This is a genomic window from Pseudoalteromonas tetraodonis (genome assembly GCF_002310835.1).
GTDB classification, from domain to species: domain Bacteria; phylum Pseudomonadota; class Gammaproteobacteria; order Enterobacterales; family Alteromonadaceae; genus Pseudoalteromonas; species Pseudoalteromonas tetraodonis.
The window spans coordinates 2153759-2171015 of the sequence record NZ_CP011041.1; the positions used below are offsets into that span (position 1 = coordinate 2153759).

Below are 17257 nucleotides of genomic sequence, written 5' to 3' on the forward strand. Positions count from 1 at the left end.
TTATTTTTGTTAGTTGTTACAATTTAACCTATTTTTAGGCAAAAGGTTAAGCTTGGCGTTTAAAGTTATCTAAAATAATGCCCGTTGCCATTGCCACGTTAAGCGATTCAGCACCACCAAAGGCAGGGATGGTAATTTTATTTGTCACCAGCGCTGCGCACTGCTGACGTATACCATGTGACTCGCTGCCCATTAATAACACCCCTTTCCCAGTAAACTGGCAATGATGGACATTCTCGCCCTCTAAAAATGCACCATAAATAGGCACATCCAAAGATGTTAAATAGCCAGGTAAATCAACTTGGCTTACCGATACACGAACAAATGACCCCATAGTGGCGCTAATTGTTTTTGGGTTATACGGATCGGCACTGTCAGTGCTAGCAACAATGTGTTTTATACCGTACCAATCAGCCACGCGAATGATGGTACCTAAATTACCCGGATCAGACACTCCATCTAAGGCCAATATTAAGCTGCTTTCATCGGGTAATGTGGTACTTGGCATATCAACAATGGCAATCGCCGCATTATTAGTGACTAAAGTACTTACCTTTGTTAACTGTTCTTCATCAGCAACAATAAAATGCGTTTGAGGGTATGCGCTTTGGTTATTATCAATAAAGTTTTGCGTTGCAAACACATCGGTTACTTTTAATGGGCTATTTAATAACTCCAGTACATTTTTTTCGCCTTGTACAAGGTATTGATTAAGTTGCTTGCGGTACTTCTTTTGGCCAAGCTGGCGAATTAGTTTAAGTTGGTTTTTTGAAATCATGTCAGCCCCGTTAAATTATCTGCACAGTATACCAGAGGTGACTTAAAGTGCAGCCCCATAAACAGTAAAAGCAATAAAATTAGCCTACTTACAATAAGCTAGCTAATTATAAAGATTGTTTTTATTCTCTAAAAAGGGTAAATTTACAAAAAATTACAAGGACTTTTTTTAAATGGAATCAATACACCCAACTTCATCTGAGTCAAATCAAACACCCCCTGCTATTTTTAGCGGTAAAGTACAATTTAGCGGCAAAAGCGGCGAATTTTTTGGCATATGGAGTGTCAATATACTGCTAAGTATTATTACTTTAGGAATTTACTCTGCATGGGCAAAAGTACGCACCTACCGTTATTTTTACGGTCATACGCGTATCGACGGCCATAGCTTTGACTATCTAGCGACCCCGATACAAATTTTAAAAGGGCGCATTTTAGCGGTCATCGCATTTTTAATTTACACCTTACTTAGCAGCCTCGCACCGGCGATAGGCCTTTTATTTGCTATTGGCTTTTTATTTTTATTGCCGTGGATCATCAACCAAGGTCTGCGTTTTAATATGCGTATGACTCGCCATCGTAATGTGCGCTTTGCCTTTTCAGGTAATTACGGCGATGCATTTATTAACTTTGTTTTATTGCCTATTGCAAGTGTATTCACATTACACCTATTGCTGCCGTATGTATTAAAGCGAATTGATCAATATATGCATGAAAACATCAGCTATGGAAATAAACCACTTACAGTAAATCTTCAGGGCGAACGCTATTATATCGCAGCACTTATTACCCTAGGAGTTGCAATAGGTGGCTTAGTTATTTTTGGCTTCTTTGCTGGTGCAAGTGCCTTAACTATCGATAACTTAAACACACAAAACTTTAGCCTTTCGACAATTGTAGTGCCGCTATTAATTGCTGTGTTGTATGTTGCGTTTTTAACACTGGTAGGCGCTGTTTATCATTCGCTTATTCGAAATCATATTTTTAATAACAGTGAATTTTCAGAAGTCGCTACCTTTGATTCGAACTTAAAAGCCATTGACTATGCCATCTTACTATTTACCAATGTATTGGCAATTATGTTTACCTTAGGACTTGCCTACCCTTGGGCTAAAATACGCAGAGCAAAGCTGTTAGCATCGGTTACTGAAGTCACTATTTATAGCGGTGCGCTTTCGTTGATTGATGTTGCACAAAATGAGCAGTCATCATTTGCTGAAGAAGCTGCTAATGTGTTTGATATTGATATTTCACTCACCTAATGAGTAATTATCCTATTTTTGGCTGTTATTATTACCCTAATAGCAGCCAATATATTAAAAGCTACGCACACCTTTCCCATGAGCAAATAACGCTTGTTGACTCTGAGAATACGACGTTACTTTCATCAACTTTAGACGATTGCCAACTTGATAGTCCGTTACCGGGCATGGCATCAGAGTTAAATTTTGCTGATGGTGGGCGATTTGTTCCTCAAGATGTAGAATTTAGATGGCCATTCGCGCTTAAAAAGCATGGACTAAGTGAACGCTTAGAAAAAAATAAGATTCTTATTGTTGCATCCGTGCTGCTAATTCCCCTATTGCTTTGGTTAATTTTATACCGCTTAATACCATCAGTAGCCGTATATAGCGTTAACTTAGCACCTGCCTCGACAATTGAAACGATGGGAGAGCAAACGCTCAGTGTGATAGAAAAAGTCGCATTAGAACCTTCTCAACTTTCTACTAATAAGCAATCAGAAATACAGCAACAATGGCGTTTAATGCTTAACTCACTCAATTTAGACAGTGCAAAATTTAGACTCTCTTTTTATCAGTCAGATTATTTTTCAGCTAATGCGTTTGCTCTTCCTAATGGGCGGGTTGTTGTGACTGACGAACTTGTTGAGCTATTAAAGAATGAACCTGATGCCCTGCGTGCTATTTTACTTCATGAAATTGGTCATGTTCAGCACCATCACAGCATTCGCCTTGCAGCACAAGCTGCAGCGAGCACCGTTGTATTTGCAGTTATTTTTGGTGATTTAGAAGGGATATTAGAGGTCGTGCTTGGCTCTGGTTCATCTTTTTTACAGCAAGCGTTTTCACGAGATATGGAACAAGAGGCCGATGAATATGCTATTAAAAATCTTTTAAAATTAGGATATTCTAACCACGACTTTGCTGATGCAATTGAAGCACTGGAAAATAATTTAAAAGCACAAGAGGCGACCCTTGATGATACTTGGTTAAAGTATTTATCAACGCACCCAAGCTCTCAAGAGCGAATAGAATATGCGAGGCAATATAAACCACTATGACCCCTGAACTGAATTTATTGTTATTAGTCATCATTATGATAACGCTTGGCTACGGGTTTATTTATCCGCGCTTTGCAGGCAGCAGCTTTAAAAAGGTATCGGTACAAGATTTATTTGCAACAGGCATTACGCTATTAATTGCATCTCGCCTTTATTACAACTCGGGCGTGCAATTTAGCTGGTTACTATTTGAAGTTAATTGGTTTTGGTTTACTTTTTTAACTTACGTAATAATCGAAATTCCGGTGTTTTTTATTTATGCTAAAAAGCACAACATGCAGTTTTCATAGTACTCTTATTTTTATACAAAAAAAGCGCCAAATTGGCGCTTTTTTGAGCTGCATTAAAACGCACTAATATTTATGCTTAAGTGCCCACAAATGCAATAATTCACTGGCAATCGTTGCTGCGGCAATGGCGGTGAGCTCACTTTGGTCATAAGAAGGCGATACTTCAACTACATCCATACCCACCATATTAATGCCTTTGAGTGCACGTAAAATTTTCAGCACTTTATCAGAAGTTAAACCACCACATACTGGTGTACCTGTACCTGGCGCAAAGGCAGGGTCTAAACAATCTATATCAAAGGTTAAGTAAACCGGTAAATCGCCCACTCGCTCAATAATCTGCGCTGCAATATCATTCGCATGAAGATCATTGGCTTGCATGGCATCAATCACTGCAAACTCATGCTTGCTTTGATCAAAGTCGGTACGAATGCCGAGCTGAATACTGTGATTAACATCAATCAACCCTTCCATTGGCGCATGATAAAACATAGTACCGTGATCAAAACGCGATCCATTGCTATAGGTATCGGTGTGCGCATCGAAATGCACTAACGCCATTTTGCCATGAATTTTTGCATGTGCGCGCAATAGCGGTAACGTTACGAAATGATCGCCACCTAAGCCTAATAATGTTTTACCTTGGCGAAGTATTTGCTCTGCCGCCATTTCTAGCTGGGCAGTAAAATACTCAGGATCGCCTACCGGATAGGTAAAATCGCCAGCATCCGCTACTTTTAGCCGTTCAAACAAAGGAAACGTCCACGGATATTTAGTATCTTCCCATGCTAAATGCACCGACGCTCTGCGAATTGCATCTGGCCCCAAGCGGGCACCAGGGCGCCCAGAGGTGGCTAAATCAAACGGTAAACCTAGTACTACTACATCGGCGTCTATGGCGTTAATATTTTGTACCATAGGACGACGTAAAAACGTCATCCCATTTGAGTATAATGAGTGGTCAACATGACCAAACAAGCTAGACATTGCTTATAACTCTTCTAAATAAGTGTAGCCGTCAAGGCCGCTTTGCAATTCGTCGAGGACGCTTTGCTGTTCATCTACTGCAATTTTTGCGCTGACTAACTGCGCATAAGACTGCTGAAAACCTTCAACATCTAAATGTACATAACGCATCATGTCAGCAACAGTATCACCGAGGTTAATTTCTGTAATGCTGGCAACACCTTGCTCATCCATATTGACAATAGCACTGTGCGTATCACCAAATAAGTTATGCATATCGCCTAGAATCTCTTGATAGGCACCCACCAAGAAAAATCCCATTAAATACGGTTTATCGGCTGAGTATTCAGGTACTGGTAACGTACTTTCAATACCTTGGCCATCTACATAATGCTCTAAAGCGCCATCTGAGTCACAAGTAATATCCAATAACACCGCGCGCTTTTGCGGTGCTTGCGTTAAACCACTTAATGGCAATACTGGAAACACTTGATCAATTCCCCACGCGTCTGGCAATGACTGGAACAATGAGAAATTTACAAAAAACTTGTCCGCTAAACGCGCATTTAGGTCATCTATAATCGGTCGATGAAAACGGTTTTTGTTATCCATTAATTTATTGAGTTCATAACAAACGCGTAAGTTTATTTGCTCTGCCCATGCACGCTGGGTTAAATCTAATAATCCCATCGCAAACTGACTATGCGCTTCGGCTAAATCACCTTGACTATCGTGAAAAATTTCAATTAATGCACGGTCATCTATAAGCACATGTAATTGTTGCCATGACGTCCACATGTTTTTAAGTAGCTGCGGCGCTTCATCTGCTGGTGCTTCTATTTCTTCTGGTGTATACGTTTCGGTGCCAATTACATTGGAAATAAGCACTGCATGATGCGCCGTTAATGCTCTTCCCGACTCTGAAATAATGGTAGGGAAAGGCTGCTCATACTGCTTACAAATATCACCGATGGTGTACACAATATTATTTGCGTATTCAGCTAAACTGTAATTCATTGAGTTGTGTGATTGACTGCGCGTGCCGTCGTAATCAACTGCTAAACCGCCGCCTACATCAAGGCACTCTATGTGCGCACCCAACTTACGTAATTCACAATAAAAACGCGCAGCCTCGCTTACACCTAAGCGCACATCACGAATGTTGGCCATTTGCGAACCCAAGTGAAAATGCACCAGTTGGACTAAATCTAGCTGATCTGTTTCTTTTAAACGGTTTACTACATACAGCACTTGAGAAGCAGATAAACCAAACTTAGATTTTTCTCCGCCACTTGCTTGCCACTTACCTTTGCCTTGCGATGCTAAACGCACACGAATACCAATGCGTGGTTTTACATTTAATTCTTTAGCTTGGCTAAGTACCATATCCAGCTCAGACAGTTTCTCAAGTACGATATACACTTTATGGCCCAGCTTTTCGCCAATCAACGCTAAACGCACATATTCTTTATCTTTGTAGCCATTACACACAATCACCGCACTGGTTTTTTCAGCCAGCGCTAATACGGTTAATAACTCTGGCTTGCTGCCTGCTTCTAAACCAAGCTGTTTTTTTTCTACTTGTGCTTGGCTGGCAACAATTTCTTCAACTACTTCTCGTTGTTGGTTAACTTTAATTGGGTAAACTAATAAATAATCTTTTGGATAACCATAACTTTCTATAGCAGTATTAAATGCACCACATAAGCTATGCACGCGATGGTGTAAAATTTGTGGAAAGCGAACTAACGCAGGCAAACTTAAGCCTTTTTCTTCAAGTTGCTTAGCAATGTCTGTTAATGCAATGGTTTGCTGTGGGGCATCAGCCTTAGGCGCAACATACACATCACCTTGATCATTAATACCAAAAAAACCTTGGCTCCAATGACGAACGTTGTAGCTCGTACGAGCTTGTTCAAGTGATGTTGTCTCTTTCATTTATCTTTCTCTTTTATTTATGAATGCCAAACCGGCTAGTTGCGCGCATTAAAAGAAAAATAGCGATTCATGTCCAACAAGTATTTCTACTCGTAACGAGTGAGGATTAAAATTGATAAAGAAAAACAGTAAATAGCGTATTATTAGCTGAGCGCAAGCTCCATAAATAGGCTGTTCGGGTTTTCTGTGTATTCACCAAAAGGGGCACATTGTACAAACCCTAAATTCTCGTAAAGATGGATTGATTGTCTTTGCTTTGGCCCTGTTTCTAGCTTTATGATTGGGATTTCTTCTTCGCCAGCATGGTGTAATAATATTTGCATAATACGGCGCGATAAGCCTTTTCCGCGATAACTAGGTTTGACATATAAACGGCGTATCTCACCATAGGGCTGGGTATCAAACTGCATAACAATCGCCCCGCAAGCAATAATCCCCTCTTCATTTTTCAAGCCTATTGCATAGACATTGGGTTGGCCCAATTGACTAACAGACAATGACTGTGCTGTCGCTACTGGATATAAAGAATTAATAAGTCTGTCGATATCAGAAAAAACATTAATCACATCGGGATCATCAGGGGTTAAATCTATTAACTGCATAGGTTATCTCTAATTTATTTTCTTATTTGTTAGCAAACTATAACGCATTGTAACAAATGAACAATAACTATGTTTTATGTCATTACTTTTAAAAAATACCGACACAAAATTATTATTGCAAAATAAAAAACAATAGTTTGACCTAGATGTACTATGACGGGCGTATAATGCAATCAATTAGAGTGTAAATTAGGAATAAATAATGTGGTTTAGCCCAAAAAAAAGAAAACAGGCGTTTGCAAAACAGCTAGTTAGTACACACGAAGCAGCTGCGATTATCGTTAACAACGACAACACTGTTATTGCAGTGAATGACGAGTTTACATCGCTAAGTAAGACACTTAACCAAACTAATGACACTAATACATTAACTTATTTAAATAAACGTTATAATCCAACAAGCAAAACCATTGCTTGTGGAAATAACTTGTTTTTAACCCAACACATTAGCCCGCTTACATTAAAAGAGCTTGATACATGCTCGCTCCATGTATTTAAGCCTGAGCCGATAAGAGTGTTAGATGAGCAAGCTTGGCAAACACTTCTGAGTTTAGGTGAAGATATCTATGCAGTCTTCGATGATAACTCAAAGCTTGTTGCGAATAATTTAGATACGTCGAACAGTGCCGACGCTGCACTACTGCCCAAAGAAAACACTAAATTGCTAAACGTTTTACAAGATGCTTTAAATAGCGAACACGGTTCACTGTGTTTATCTGTAAAAGACAATATTTATTATAATGTTGCCCACACTACTTTTAACTTCAATAATACCTTGTTGTCTGCATTTGTATTATCAAAACAATCACAAGTTGAAGACTATAAGCAATTTGAACTGTTATCTAAAGTGGTCAGCAATACCAGTACTAGTGTACTTATTACCAATAAAGATGGCTTAGTAGAATATGTTAACCCTGGCTTTGAAGTACTTTCAGGTTATACACTTGCAGAAGTAAAAGGCAAAAAACCAGGCAATTTCTTGCAGGGAGAACAAACAGACAAAGAAACCGTTAAGCGGATTTCAAAAAACCTTAAAAACAAACAACCATTTTATGAAGAAATACTAAATTTTGATAAAAATGGTGTGCCATATTGGATTGTTCTGTCGGTAAACCCAACATTTGATGATAATGGCCAGCACACAGGGTTTGTGGGCGTCAGTTCAGATATTCGCGAAATTAAACGCCAAGTACTTGAACAAATAAACCAAAAAGATGCAATAAGTAGCCACTCGGCTGTGATTGAGTTTAATGAAGATGGCCAGTTCCTATCTGCCAATGAGTATACCAAAAAGCAATTAAACATATCTGAGGGCTCAAACATAGCGAGTGTGTTTGGTAATTTAAGGGATCATTTAGACGCTTCACGTATTCAAATACTCAACCAAGGCAAGCCGACTGAAGTAATGATGTCATTGACGCATCAAAATGAAGACGTAACGCTAGATTGCATTATTTCTTCTATTACCGATTTAAACGGTAAGGTTTCTAAATACGTTGTATTTGGTAGTAATGTCTCTTCTAGAAACAAATTGGTTACTGGAACGCATCAATCAATGTCAACCGTATTAGGGAAAATTCAAACTACGGTCACCACCATCAATGCCGTGGCAGATCAAACTAATTTACTTGCTCTTAATGCGGCCATTGAAGCTGCGAGAGCTGGTGAAGCTGGACGAGGTTTTGCCGTGGTTGCTGACGAAGTACGTAACCTTGCCAAAACATCAAACGAAGCAGCGGCACAAATTGGACTTTTAATAAATGAAACTCAAACGCACGTTGACGAGCTTGCTTCATTTTTAAAATAATTAAATAGTTTGAAAAAACTTAACAAACTTGCTCAATCAACAAATTAAACTGTTTGTTAGTGAATTATTTTAATCCGGTAGAGTCTGTGTGGCCTGAAGAAATGTGGCTGTTTTTTGTTAAAATTTAAGCGATGTATAAAATAGAAAAAGGCGCTAACGAGCGCCTTTTTTATGTGCTATTAGAGCCCTTGCTCATCTGCCATTTTTTTAACTATTTGTGGTGCTGTCCACAGTGACGGTAGTAACACAAAGGAAACTGGCACCGCGGTCACCACAATAAAGGACTGTAGCGCTGAAATTCCGCCCTCGCCAATTGAGATGAGTAATGCAGCCATTACCCCCATCATAACTCCCCAAAACACACGAATTGATGTTTGCGGATGATCGGTACCGGTCATCACCATAGATACCGAGTACGTCATTGAGTCACCGGTTGTTGCCACAAAAATAGTGGTCAGCACTAAAAATAATACCGACACAACAAACCCCATGGGTAACTGCTCAGTAATGGCTAACAATGCCGCTGGTAAATTAAGCCCTGCGAAAGGTTCTGATATAACACCTGGATTATTTAACTCAAAAAATATGCCTGAGCCACCCACAATGGTAAACCAAAAGCAGGTGATCACTGGCGCAACCACAGAGATGAGTAAAATCATTTCACGGATAGTTCGGCCACGCGATATACGCGCAACAAACATCGCCATTAAAGGGCCATAACCTAAAAACCAGCCCCAAAAGAATACGGTCCACCAGTCTAACCATGGTTTATCGGCACGAAACGTAGCCATAGGAATAAAGTTATCTAAGTACAAGCCAAACGATTGGATGTAGCTATCAATAATAAACGCAGTGGGCCCCATCAGTAATATAAACAACATCAGCACTACAGCCAAAACAACATTAAAACGACTTAACAGCTGAATACCTTTAGTAACGCCACTTACCGCTGAAAGTGTGTAAATGCCAATTAAACTAAATAAAATAACTACTTGTGTGGTGTAGGTGTCAGGAATACCAAACAATTTATCTAGGCCAAAACTCACCTGTAAGCCTAAAAAACCAATTGGACCTACAGTGCCAGCAACCACAGCGAGTACACAACATGCATCAACAATTGTACCAAGCGCCCCTTTCATAACACGATCGCCAAATACGGGATAAAGCAAAGTACGAGGTTTAAGCGGTAAGCCTTTTTCGTAATGAAGATGCATATAAACAATGCCCGTTAAGCTGCCTAATATAGCCCAGGCTAAAAATCCCCAGTGCATAAAGCTTTGTGCAAGTGCGTTATAAGCGGCATCGTTAGTGCCTGTTTCACCACCAAATAGCGGTGGCGGAGAAATAAAATGTGCCATTGGCTCTGCTGCGGCCCAAAATACGCCGCCACCAGCAAGCAAAGTACACATAATAATACTTATCCACTTAAAGGTAGAAATTTCAGGGGTTTTTAAGCCACCCAGTACCACTGAGCCAGTGCGGCCGATAGCTAAGAAAATGCCAATCACAAAGGTTAATAAAAGTAGGACTTGCCAAAAGGCGCCAAATATTTTGGTTGAGAAGGCAAAGGCCGTATTTATCCAATCAGACATCAGTTTAATGTCGTAAAGGGCCAGCGCGGCAAATAAAACTAATATACCGCCACTGATTAAAAATACGGGTATATCAACCCCATCAAGAAACTTAACTCGGGAAGAATGTGTTTCACCCGACTTTAAAGTTGCTTTAGTGGTATTCATTTATCGCTCCTAATGGTTCTTTAAAGTTACCGACATAGCGACACACCATGACATCACACTAAACCCTAGTTTCAACAAACGACAAAGCAACTCAAAAGCGAGTTTTAAGTACTTGTCATGTTCACGTTTAGGTAATGTCACAACAAGTAGACTTATTGCCAATTCCTGACTAGTTTAACGCGTTAAAAACGCTAAACCAATGCCTCAGGAATGATTTGTGTAGTAGTTACACAATAATAAAAGATAAATTACATCACGGTATCAAACAAACAAAAAATATACATTTTTGCTTTAGCAAAAGCGCGGTACGTTATTAAACGTTGCTGCGCAGTGGGTACGCAAACAACGCGGCTTATCGATTAGGGCAACTAAACCTGTCGCTCTGTTAGTGATAAATACAGGGTTATTGATGCTGTTTATGCCATGTTAAATAGTTGCTGTACGTTAATGGTTTTGCAAATAAATAACCCTGCACAGCATTCACGCCCATCGACTTTAATATTGTTAGTTGCTCAGCACTTTCGACCCCTTCGGCCACAATGTTAATATTTAAGCTATGACCTAAGCCAATAATAGATTGCACAATACTTTGACCCGATGCGCTATTGAGCACTTTATCAATAAAGCTTTTATCAATTTTTAACTCATCAATAGGAAAAACGCTTAAATGTTTTAAACACGAGTAGCCCGTACCAAAGTCATCAATTGAAAACACAAATCCCTGCGATTTTAATTCTTCCATTTGCTTTACGGTCCCCATCAAGTCACCCGCCAACATTGATTCAGTGATCTCTAATTTAATTCGAGTTGGCGAGACGTCAAACGCTTCAATTGCTTTAAATAGCTCACCTTTTAAAGTGGAAGAATTAAACTGACATTGGCTAATGTTAATTGATACGCTAAAGCTGTCATCGAGTAAGTTATTATCTCGAAGTGTTTCAAGTAAAATACAAATATCTCTTAATACAATATTTTGTAACTTTTGAATTAAGCCAAATTGCTCGGCAATTGGAATAAATGCATTAGGGGGGATAAGTCCTTTGGTTGGATGATTCCATCTTATTAATGCCTCAGCACCCACAAGGGTTCCATCAATTGCTAATTGTGGCTGAAAATAAGCACAAAACTCATCGCACGCGATAGCCCTGACAATGTCAGTTTCAAGCTCAGTTTGATTTTCCAGTAAGGTTTGCAGTGCGGGGTCGTAAAAGCTACTACTATTACCGCCTTTCATTTTAGAGCGATACATAGCGGTATCTGCAAATTTTAAAATATTAGCGGTTATGGCATTGCTCGTGTTAATCAAACAAATACCAATACTACAACTGACCTGAAACGCTAAATCGCCCACTTCAAATTTTTCATAAAAGACACTTTGTACTTTTTTAGCAATCAACTCAGATTCACTATTAGCTTGCATGTGGCTATCACCGACATGCTCGATAAGAATAATAAATTCATCACCACCGACTCGTGCGAGGGTATCTGCCGGGTTCAAAATAGCTGTTAATCGCTGTGATAACTCAACCAGTATTTCATCGCCTGCATTATGACCTAGTGAGTCATTTATGCGTTTAAAATTATCTAAATCTAAAAATAAGAGTGCGCCAGAATGATCAGACTGCTTAATTCGCTCCACATACATACTGAGCCTATCATTGAGCATTCTGCGATTAGGAAGGTTAGTGAGCGGATCGAAAAATGCTAACCGTTGTACTTCTTCTTCGGCAGCTTTGCGATTAGAGATATCTCTGGCCATCCACACCACATGTCTCAGTGACGGGTTATTAGGCTGGTAACTTTCAAGGGGAGCTGTTCGCCCTTCAAATGTAAGCTGCTTACCTTTTATATTGAGCTGATATTCAAACACTTGAACTTCATTAGTTTGCAACGTTTTGTCAATCACCGCCAGAATAGGATTTGCATCTTCAGGAGGCATAATATCTCTGACATTTTGATTAATAACGTGCTCTTGGCTTAAATATAAACTTTCATTAGCTGTGCCGTAAACATTGGTATACTCCCCCTCTTCACTCAAAATGAGGGTTAGATCAGGAAGCACTTTTGTAAAGGCTTTAAACTTTTCATTACTTTGCTGTAATTCAAAAAGCAACGCGTTTAATCTTAGTGACTCGGTGTGCTTTTCAAGAGCAATACTGGTGAAATCAACAAAAAAATCTATTAATTCTAAATCTTGTGGTGTCGGTGACTTTGCGCTGTCATGATAAATTGCAAAAGTGCCTAATATGTCTGATTTTGTTGAAATAATGGGGGTAGACCAACATGACCTTAAACCATAACTTAACGCCAATACTCTATAATCATCCCATAATGGCGATGTTGAAATATCTGCGGCTATAATGCGTTTTTTTTCATAGGCTGCAGTACCGCATGAACCGACAGTTGGCCCTATTTTCACACCATTAATTGCTTGGCAGTAACCCTGTGCAATATTAGGTGCCGCGCTATGAAATAGCTGCTCTCCTTTGAGCGTTAATATAGAGCACTTTGCAGAGGAGTCTTCAATAAGCTCCTCAATAGATAAACAAATATTTTCCAGTACCTCATCAAGTGGCGCACCGAGTGCTATTTTCGATAATATACTTTGTTGCTGAGAAAGCAGCTTTCTGACTCTCATTATTTCAATCAAATTATATTCCTCAACAATCACTAACGCTAAATGCGTCGCTCTATTTTAGGGCCTGTTTATAATAATTTATTATAGTCTTTTGACTATACATAATATTGAAATCAGCATCTATGCTATTTTCGTCTATTTCACGAGCGTTTGTCATTCAATACAAGGTGGCGATTTGAAATGTACTTATCAACAAATCATTTATTTACATACCATCTGTAAATACCCTTTATTAAATACTTTGTTACTTAAAAGTACTGTTTAAAATCATCAAGCTATTTATAATAGCTAAAACATAAATAATTGATGAGGTTAGTGTGCAAATAACACAAGGTATGGAATATTTTTTTTCAGGGTTTAAGTTAATTAGTCAAAAAGGGCTAAAACGCTTTGTACTTATACCCCTACTTATTAATATTTTATTATTTGGTAGCTCCTTATTCTTTTTATTTGGCTGGCTTAGTGATGGCTTTAATGCCGTAAACGCCATGCTCCCAGAATGGCTAAGTTGGCTCGAATGGTTAATGTGGCCAATTGCTGTGCTGGTGGTGCTGTTTAGTTACAGTATGTTATTTACCGTTATTACTAACTTTATCGCCGCACCTTTCAATGGCTTACTAAGTGAAAAGGTAGAGCTTTACTTAACTGGTCAAAAAATTAACGACGACGGATTAGCTGATTTAGTTAAAGATGTTCCGCGAATGCTGGGCCGGGAATGGACTAAGCTTTGCTACTACCTCCCACGCGCTATCGGCTTTTTTATTTTATTGTGGGTACTACCTGTAATAGGCCAAGTGCTATGGGTGCTTTTTACCTGCTGGATGTATGCGGTGCAATATAAAGATTATGCTTTTGATAATCACAAAATTAGCTTTACACAAATGAAAAATGACTTAAAAAGCAAACAAGGGTTATCTTATGGGTTTGGCTTTGCCGTGATGCTGCTAACCGCTATCCCATTTGTAAATTTAATTGTTATGCCTGTGGCGGTATGTGGTGCCACACGATTATGGGTTGAAAATTACCGACCACAATACTGTAGTTAAAATAAAAAATGGGCCACTTGGCCCATTTTTTATACTCGCTAATAGATTAACTATATAAGCTCTGTGGCACTTTAGTGACATTTAAGTGCACCGTTATTTCTTCACGATCATGGTATAAATGCTTAGCTTGAAGTTCATAGCTTATGCCGTACTTGGCCATTTCTTCTCTGATCATTTTTAAACATTCATACACACTATCAAAGCGTTTTTTCATCGGTAATTTCAGATTAAAAATAAGCTCTTTTGCATAAGCATTTACTGCCCAGTCAATCATCAAGTTAGTCACTTTAGTCGGCTTTTCTACCATATCGCAAACCAACCAAGTGATGTTTCTTTTTTCTGGACGGTATTTAAAACCATCTTCTCTAAAATGCTTTACCTGACCCGTTTCCATTAAACTTTCGTTCATTGGGCCGTTATCTATCGCGCTAACAAACATACCACGGCGAACTAACTGATAAGTCCAGCCACCTGGGCATGCACCTAAATCAACGCTGCGCATCCCAGCTTGTACGCGTGACTCACGCTGTTGCTCAGGAATAAACACATTAAACGCTTCATCTAACTTAAGCGTTGAACGACTTGGGCCATCGCTTGGCATACGTAAACGTAAGATCCCCATAAAAAAGGGAGAGTTGTTATAACTATATGAGTAACCCACATACGCAGTATTATTAGCTAAAAACAGCACATGCATTACTGGGCGATTTGCTTTTGGCTCACGCAATACAGTGTTTTGTTTCTCGAGGGCTTTTTTAAGCGGGGTCGATATTTTTTTACAAAAAGTCAGTAACTCTTTGCCCTCGTTGGTATCGGGTGTTTCGACACGAAGCTCAGAACACAAAGTAAAATCTTTTGCGGCATCTACAATAGCGCCTACTCTATCTTCTACGGGCATATTTTCAATTAGGTTACCGGCAAACCATTGGCGTGCAAACACCATATTTTTAAAATCAACTTTTTTGATTATTTCGTCGCTGTGCTGCGCTTCAAAACATTCATAAATAACATAACCGGTATTTGGTTTTGCTTTTACATACCCAGCAAATCCTTGTTCGGCAGCGTGAAACGTTATTTCAGCAGCGGCATCGTTTTCAAAACCACTACGACAGTAAATCACAACACTAGACATATTAACCCTTAAACTCTTTAAAACTTAAATCGTGCAACTTGCACTAAAATAACTATCCAACCAATAATAAAGCACAGCCCACCCAAGGGGGTAATTGGGCCCAGCCACTTCAACCCTGTTAAGGCCAATAAGTATAAGCTGCCACTAAATAACAATGTACCGGCAATAAAAAAACCACCCGCCATGCTGAGGTGCATACCCCACTTAATTAAAATAGCCACTGCAATTAACGCCAGCCCATGTACCATTTGATACTCAGCGGCGGTTTTAAAAATATCAATGGAGTACTCTGATAAACGACTTTTCAGACCATGAGCAGCAAATGCGCCCAGTATCACTGAAAGCATGCAAAAAAAGCTGCCTGCTAATAAAAATAGTTTAATCATGTTTATCCTCTTTTAAATTTTCAAGCGTATTCTTTATAAAGCTTGCTGCCTGTATTGCCGCAGCATTCAGGTTTTGTTGCTCAGTCACGCCACTTTTTTTACGCGGTTTTAGTGAGTGGTCACCATCCGTTAACCATACATACTTTGGCTGCTTTGGCATGGCCATTGTGGCAAGCTCTTCGCGGGTGCCAAAGGTATCCCTTTCCCCCTGTAATACTAAAAAAGGACACGGTATGTCTGCAAAATGATCTGTACGCAGTTTTTCTGGCTTGCCCGGAGGATGAAACGGATAACCAAACGCAAGCACACCTAAAACAGGATGAGAGGTCGAACAGGCAAGCATCGATGCCATGCGCCCGCCCATTGATTTACCCCCTATAAATAGCGGTAAATTTGCATCAGCTTGAGTCACTATATGTTCAAAATAAGTAAGTAGTTTAGGCGCTCGCTCTGGTGGGCGACGTTTGTTAGTTTGTTTAGCAATTTGCATATATTCAAAATCAAACAAGCCAACGTCAATACCGTACTCACTGAGTTGTTTAGCCATGATTTGCATAAACTCAGAATCACTGCCAGCCCCTGCGCCATGAGCAAATATAAACTGTGCGATTGCCGGTTGCTGACTACTTCTAACCCATTCGATGCTCATTAATATTCTTGCTCCTGCTCAACTAAACTTAACATCCAGTCTTTAAACGATACAATTTTGCCTAACTCATTTTGTGACTCACGGATCACTAAGTAATAGGCATTTTTACTCTCTAAACTGTGATTGAACGGGATCACTAAACGTCCTGCATCAATATCTGGTTTTGCTAGTACGCTGTTACCAATTGCAACACCTTGGCCATGTACCGCAGCTTGTAACACCATAGAAGAATGACTAAATATAGGTCCTTGGTTAACTTGTACATTACGTACGCCGGCGGTTTTCATCCAGGTTTTCCAGTTTTTACGGGTGGTGTCATGTAGCAAGGTATGGTTTGCTAAATCACTGGGTTGGTTAAGCGCTCTGGGGCCATTTAACAGTAACGGGCTACATAACGGCACTAAATACTCAGTGTGCAGTTTATAGGCTTGCACCCCACTCCAATGACCGCGACCATAATAAATTGAGATATCAACATCGTCTGTTAACGAGTTTTCATCCTGATCTTGGGCTTTAATTCGCACATCAATTTCTGGGTGTAATTCGTTAAATAAGCTCAATCGAGGAATGAGCCATTGAATCGCAAAACTGGGGGTTAAACTTACGGTTAACGAGCCTTTGGCACCACGGGCTAGTAGCTTTTCAGTTGCATCTATTAGCTGAGTAAAAATCTCTTTAATATCTAAAAAGTAACCTTGGCCTTCTTCGGTTAATAATAACGAGCGATTTTTACGTAAAAACAGCTTTAAGCCTAAATGCTCTTCAAGCGTTTTTATTTGATGACTCACCGCAGCTTGCGTGACATACAACTCTTCTGCGGCTTTAGTAAAGCTTAAATGACGTGCTGCAGCTTCAAAAGCTTTCAGCGCGTTTAATGGAGGAACTCGTCTTGACATGGCAACCAAGCTTAGAATTAGTTTTTCTTATGCGGTGAATTATATACCTATGCTAGGAAAGAGTATATTCAAGCCATAAAAAAAGCGAC

15 protein-coding genes are annotated in these 17257 nt (G+C 39.5%); 5 read left to right on the forward strand and 10 right to left on the reverse strand.

The window, feature by feature from the left end; genetic code table 11:
- Positions 1-46 precede the first annotated feature (46 nt).
- Entirely contained in the window at positions 47-778 is a 732-nt protein-coding gene (locus PTET_RS10050) for a TrmH family RNA methyltransferase (RefSeq protein WP_096038574.1), read from the reverse strand.
- A gap of 172 nt (positions 779-950) precedes the next feature.
- Here PTET_RS10050 and PTET_RS10055 point away from each other — a divergent pair, with 172 nt between their 5' ends.
- From PTET_RS10055 to PTET_RS10065, 3 genes are read left to right on the forward strand one after another with little or no spacing between them, the layout of a single operon-like run.
- Positions 951-2039: a YjgN family protein gene (locus tag PTET_RS10055; protein ID WP_096038575.1), complete on the forward strand. Its 1089-nt coding sequence runs from the start codon at positions 951-953 to the stop codon at positions 2037-2039.
- Positions 2039-3079: a M48 family metallopeptidase gene (locus PTET_RS10060; RefSeq protein WP_064662927.1), complete on the forward strand. Its 1041-nt coding sequence runs from the start codon at positions 2039-2041 to the stop codon at positions 3077-3079. Before PTET_RS10055 ends, PTET_RS10060 begins: the two co-directional genes overlap by 1 nt.
- The gene (locus tag PTET_RS10065; RefSeq protein ID WP_013465309.1) at positions 3076-3369 is read left to right on the forward strand and encodes a hypothetical protein; all 294 of its coding nucleotides are present in this window, start codon (positions 3076-3078) and stop codon (positions 3367-3369) included. Before PTET_RS10060 ends, PTET_RS10065 begins: the two co-directional genes overlap by 4 nt.
- A gap of 63 nt (positions 3370-3432) precedes the next feature.
- On the opposite strand, the gene speB is transcribed toward PTET_RS10065, so the two are convergent.
- The 3 genes from speB to PTET_RS10080 all read right to left on the reverse strand — a co-directional run bounded on the left by speB (position 3433) and on the right by PTET_RS10080 (position 6875).
- Complete coding sequence (speB, locus tag PTET_RS10070) at positions 3433-4356, reverse strand: agmatinase (RefSeq protein ID WP_013465310.1); 924 nt, start codon at positions 4354-4356, stop codon at positions 3433-3435.
- 3 nt (positions 4357-4359) lie between these two features.
- On the reverse strand, positions 4360-6273 hold the full coding sequence (gene speA, locus PTET_RS10075; RefSeq protein WP_096038576.1) for a biosynthetic arginine decarboxylase: 1914 nt from the start codon (positions 6271-6273) through the stop codon (positions 4360-4362).
- 143 nt (positions 6274-6416) lie between these two features.
- Positions 6417-6875, reverse strand: coding sequence for a GNAT family N-acetyltransferase (locus PTET_RS10080; protein WP_013465312.1), 459 nt, complete (start codon positions 6873-6875; stop codon positions 6417-6419).
- A gap of 202 nt (positions 6876-7077) precedes the next feature.
- Between PTET_RS10080 and PTET_RS10085 the strand changes: the two genes are divergently transcribed.
- On the forward strand, positions 7078-8682 hold the full coding sequence (locus PTET_RS10085) for a methyl-accepting chemotaxis protein (protein WP_033103811.1): 1605 nt from the start codon (positions 7078-7080) through the stop codon (positions 8680-8682).
- Between the two features lie 179 nt (positions 8683-8861).
- On the opposite strand, the gene PTET_RS10090 is transcribed toward PTET_RS10085, so the two are convergent.
- A complete protein-coding gene (locus PTET_RS10090) occupies positions 8862-10421 on the reverse strand; it encodes a BCCT family transporter (protein ID WP_058154938.1) in 1560 nt (519 codons plus the stop codon).
- Between the two features lie 403 nt (positions 10422-10824).
- Entirely contained in the window at positions 10825-13071 is a 2247-nt protein-coding gene (locus PTET_RS10095; protein ID WP_096038577.1) for a putative bifunctional diguanylate cyclase/phosphodiesterase, read from the reverse strand.
- Between the two features lie 323 nt (positions 13072-13394).
- On the opposite strand from PTET_RS10095, the gene cysZ reads away from it, so the two are divergent.
- Positions 13395-14105 carry a sulfate transporter CysZ gene (cysZ, locus tag PTET_RS10100; RefSeq protein WP_407681290.1) on the forward strand — a complete coding sequence of 237 codons (711 nt, stop codon included), beginning with the start codon at positions 13395-13397 and terminating at the stop codon, positions 14103-14105.
- A gap of 46 nt (positions 14106-14151) precedes the next feature.
- On the opposite strand, the gene rlmM is transcribed toward cysZ, so the two are convergent.
- The 4 genes from rlmM to PTET_RS10120 are packed head-to-tail and all read right to left on the reverse strand — an operon-like array spanning position 14152 to position 17168.
- Positions 14152-15237, reverse strand: coding sequence for a 23S rRNA (cytidine(2498)-2'-O)-methyltransferase RlmM (rlmM, locus tag PTET_RS10105; protein ID WP_028834960.1), 1086 nt, complete (start codon positions 15235-15237; stop codon positions 14152-14154).
- A 17-nt stretch (positions 15238-15254) separates the two neighbouring features.
- Entirely contained in the window at positions 15255-15623 is a 369-nt protein-coding gene (locus PTET_RS10110; protein WP_167378570.1) for a DUF423 domain-containing protein, read from the reverse strand.
- Positions 15616-16272, reverse strand: coding sequence for an alpha/beta family hydrolase (locus PTET_RS10115; RefSeq protein WP_013465320.1), 657 nt, complete (start codon positions 16270-16272; stop codon positions 15616-15618). Before PTET_RS10115 ends, PTET_RS10110 begins: the two co-directional genes overlap by 8 nt.
- Complete coding sequence (locus PTET_RS10120; protein ID WP_013465321.1) at positions 16272-17168, reverse strand: transcriptional regulator GcvA; 897 nt, start codon at positions 17166-17168, stop codon at positions 16272-16274. The genes PTET_RS10115 and PTET_RS10120 overlap by 1 nt, the downstream gene beginning before the upstream one ends.
- Between the last annotated feature and the right edge of the window lie 89 nt (positions 17169-17257).

Bases quoted from the DNA above. Each gene is read 5' to 3' on its own strand.
- PTET_RS10050 (WP_096038574.1), bottom strand. From the start codon at position 778: ATGATTTCAAAAAACCAACTTAAACTAATTCGCCAGCTTGGCCAAAAG.
- PTET_RS10055 (WP_096038575.1), top strand. From the start codon at position 951: ATGGAATCAATACACCCAACTTCATCTGAGTCAAATCAAACACCCCCT.
- PTET_RS10060 (WP_064662927.1), top strand. From the start codon at position 2,039: ATGAGTAATTATCCTATTTTTGGCTGTTATTATTACCCTAATAGCAGC.
- PTET_RS10065 (WP_013465309.1), top strand. From the start codon at position 3,076: ATGACCCCTGAACTGAATTTATTGTTATTAGTCATCATTATGATAACG.
- speB (WP_013465310.1), bottom strand. From the start codon at position 4,356: ATGTCTAGCTTGTTTGGTCATGTTGACCACTCATTATACTCAAATGGG.
- speA (WP_096038576.1), bottom strand. From the start codon at position 6,273: ATGAAAGAGACAACATCACTTGAACAAGCTCGTACGAGCTACAACGTT.
- PTET_RS10080 (WP_013465312.1), bottom strand. From the start codon at position 6,875: ATGCAGTTAATAGATTTAACCCCTGATGATCCCGATGTGATTAATGTT.
- PTET_RS10085 (WP_033103811.1), top strand. From the start codon at position 7,078: ATGTGGTTTAGCCCAAAAAAAAGAAAACAGGCGTTTGCAAAACAGCTA.
- PTET_RS10090 (WP_058154938.1), bottom strand. From the start codon at position 10,421: ATGAATACCACTAAAGCAACTTTAAAGTCGGGTGAAACACATTCTTCC.
- cysZ (WP_407681290.1), top strand. From the start codon at position 13,395: ATGGAATATTTTTTTTCAGGGTTTAAGTTAATTAGTCAAAAAGGGCTA.
- rlmM (WP_028834960.1), bottom strand. From the start codon at position 15,237: ATGTCTAGTGTTGTGATTTACTGTCGTAGTGGTTTTGAAAACGATGCC.
- PTET_RS10110 (WP_167378570.1), bottom strand. From the start codon at position 15,623: ATGATTAAACTATTTTTATTAGCAGGCAGCTTTTTTTGCATGCTTTCA.
- PTET_RS10115 (WP_013465320.1), bottom strand. From the start codon at position 16,272: ATGAGCATCGAATGGGTTAGAAGTAGTCAGCAACCGGCAATCGCACAG.
- PTET_RS10120 (WP_013465321.1), bottom strand. From the start codon at position 17,168: ATGTCAAGACGAGTTCCTCCATTAAACGCGCTGAAAGCTTTTGAAGCT.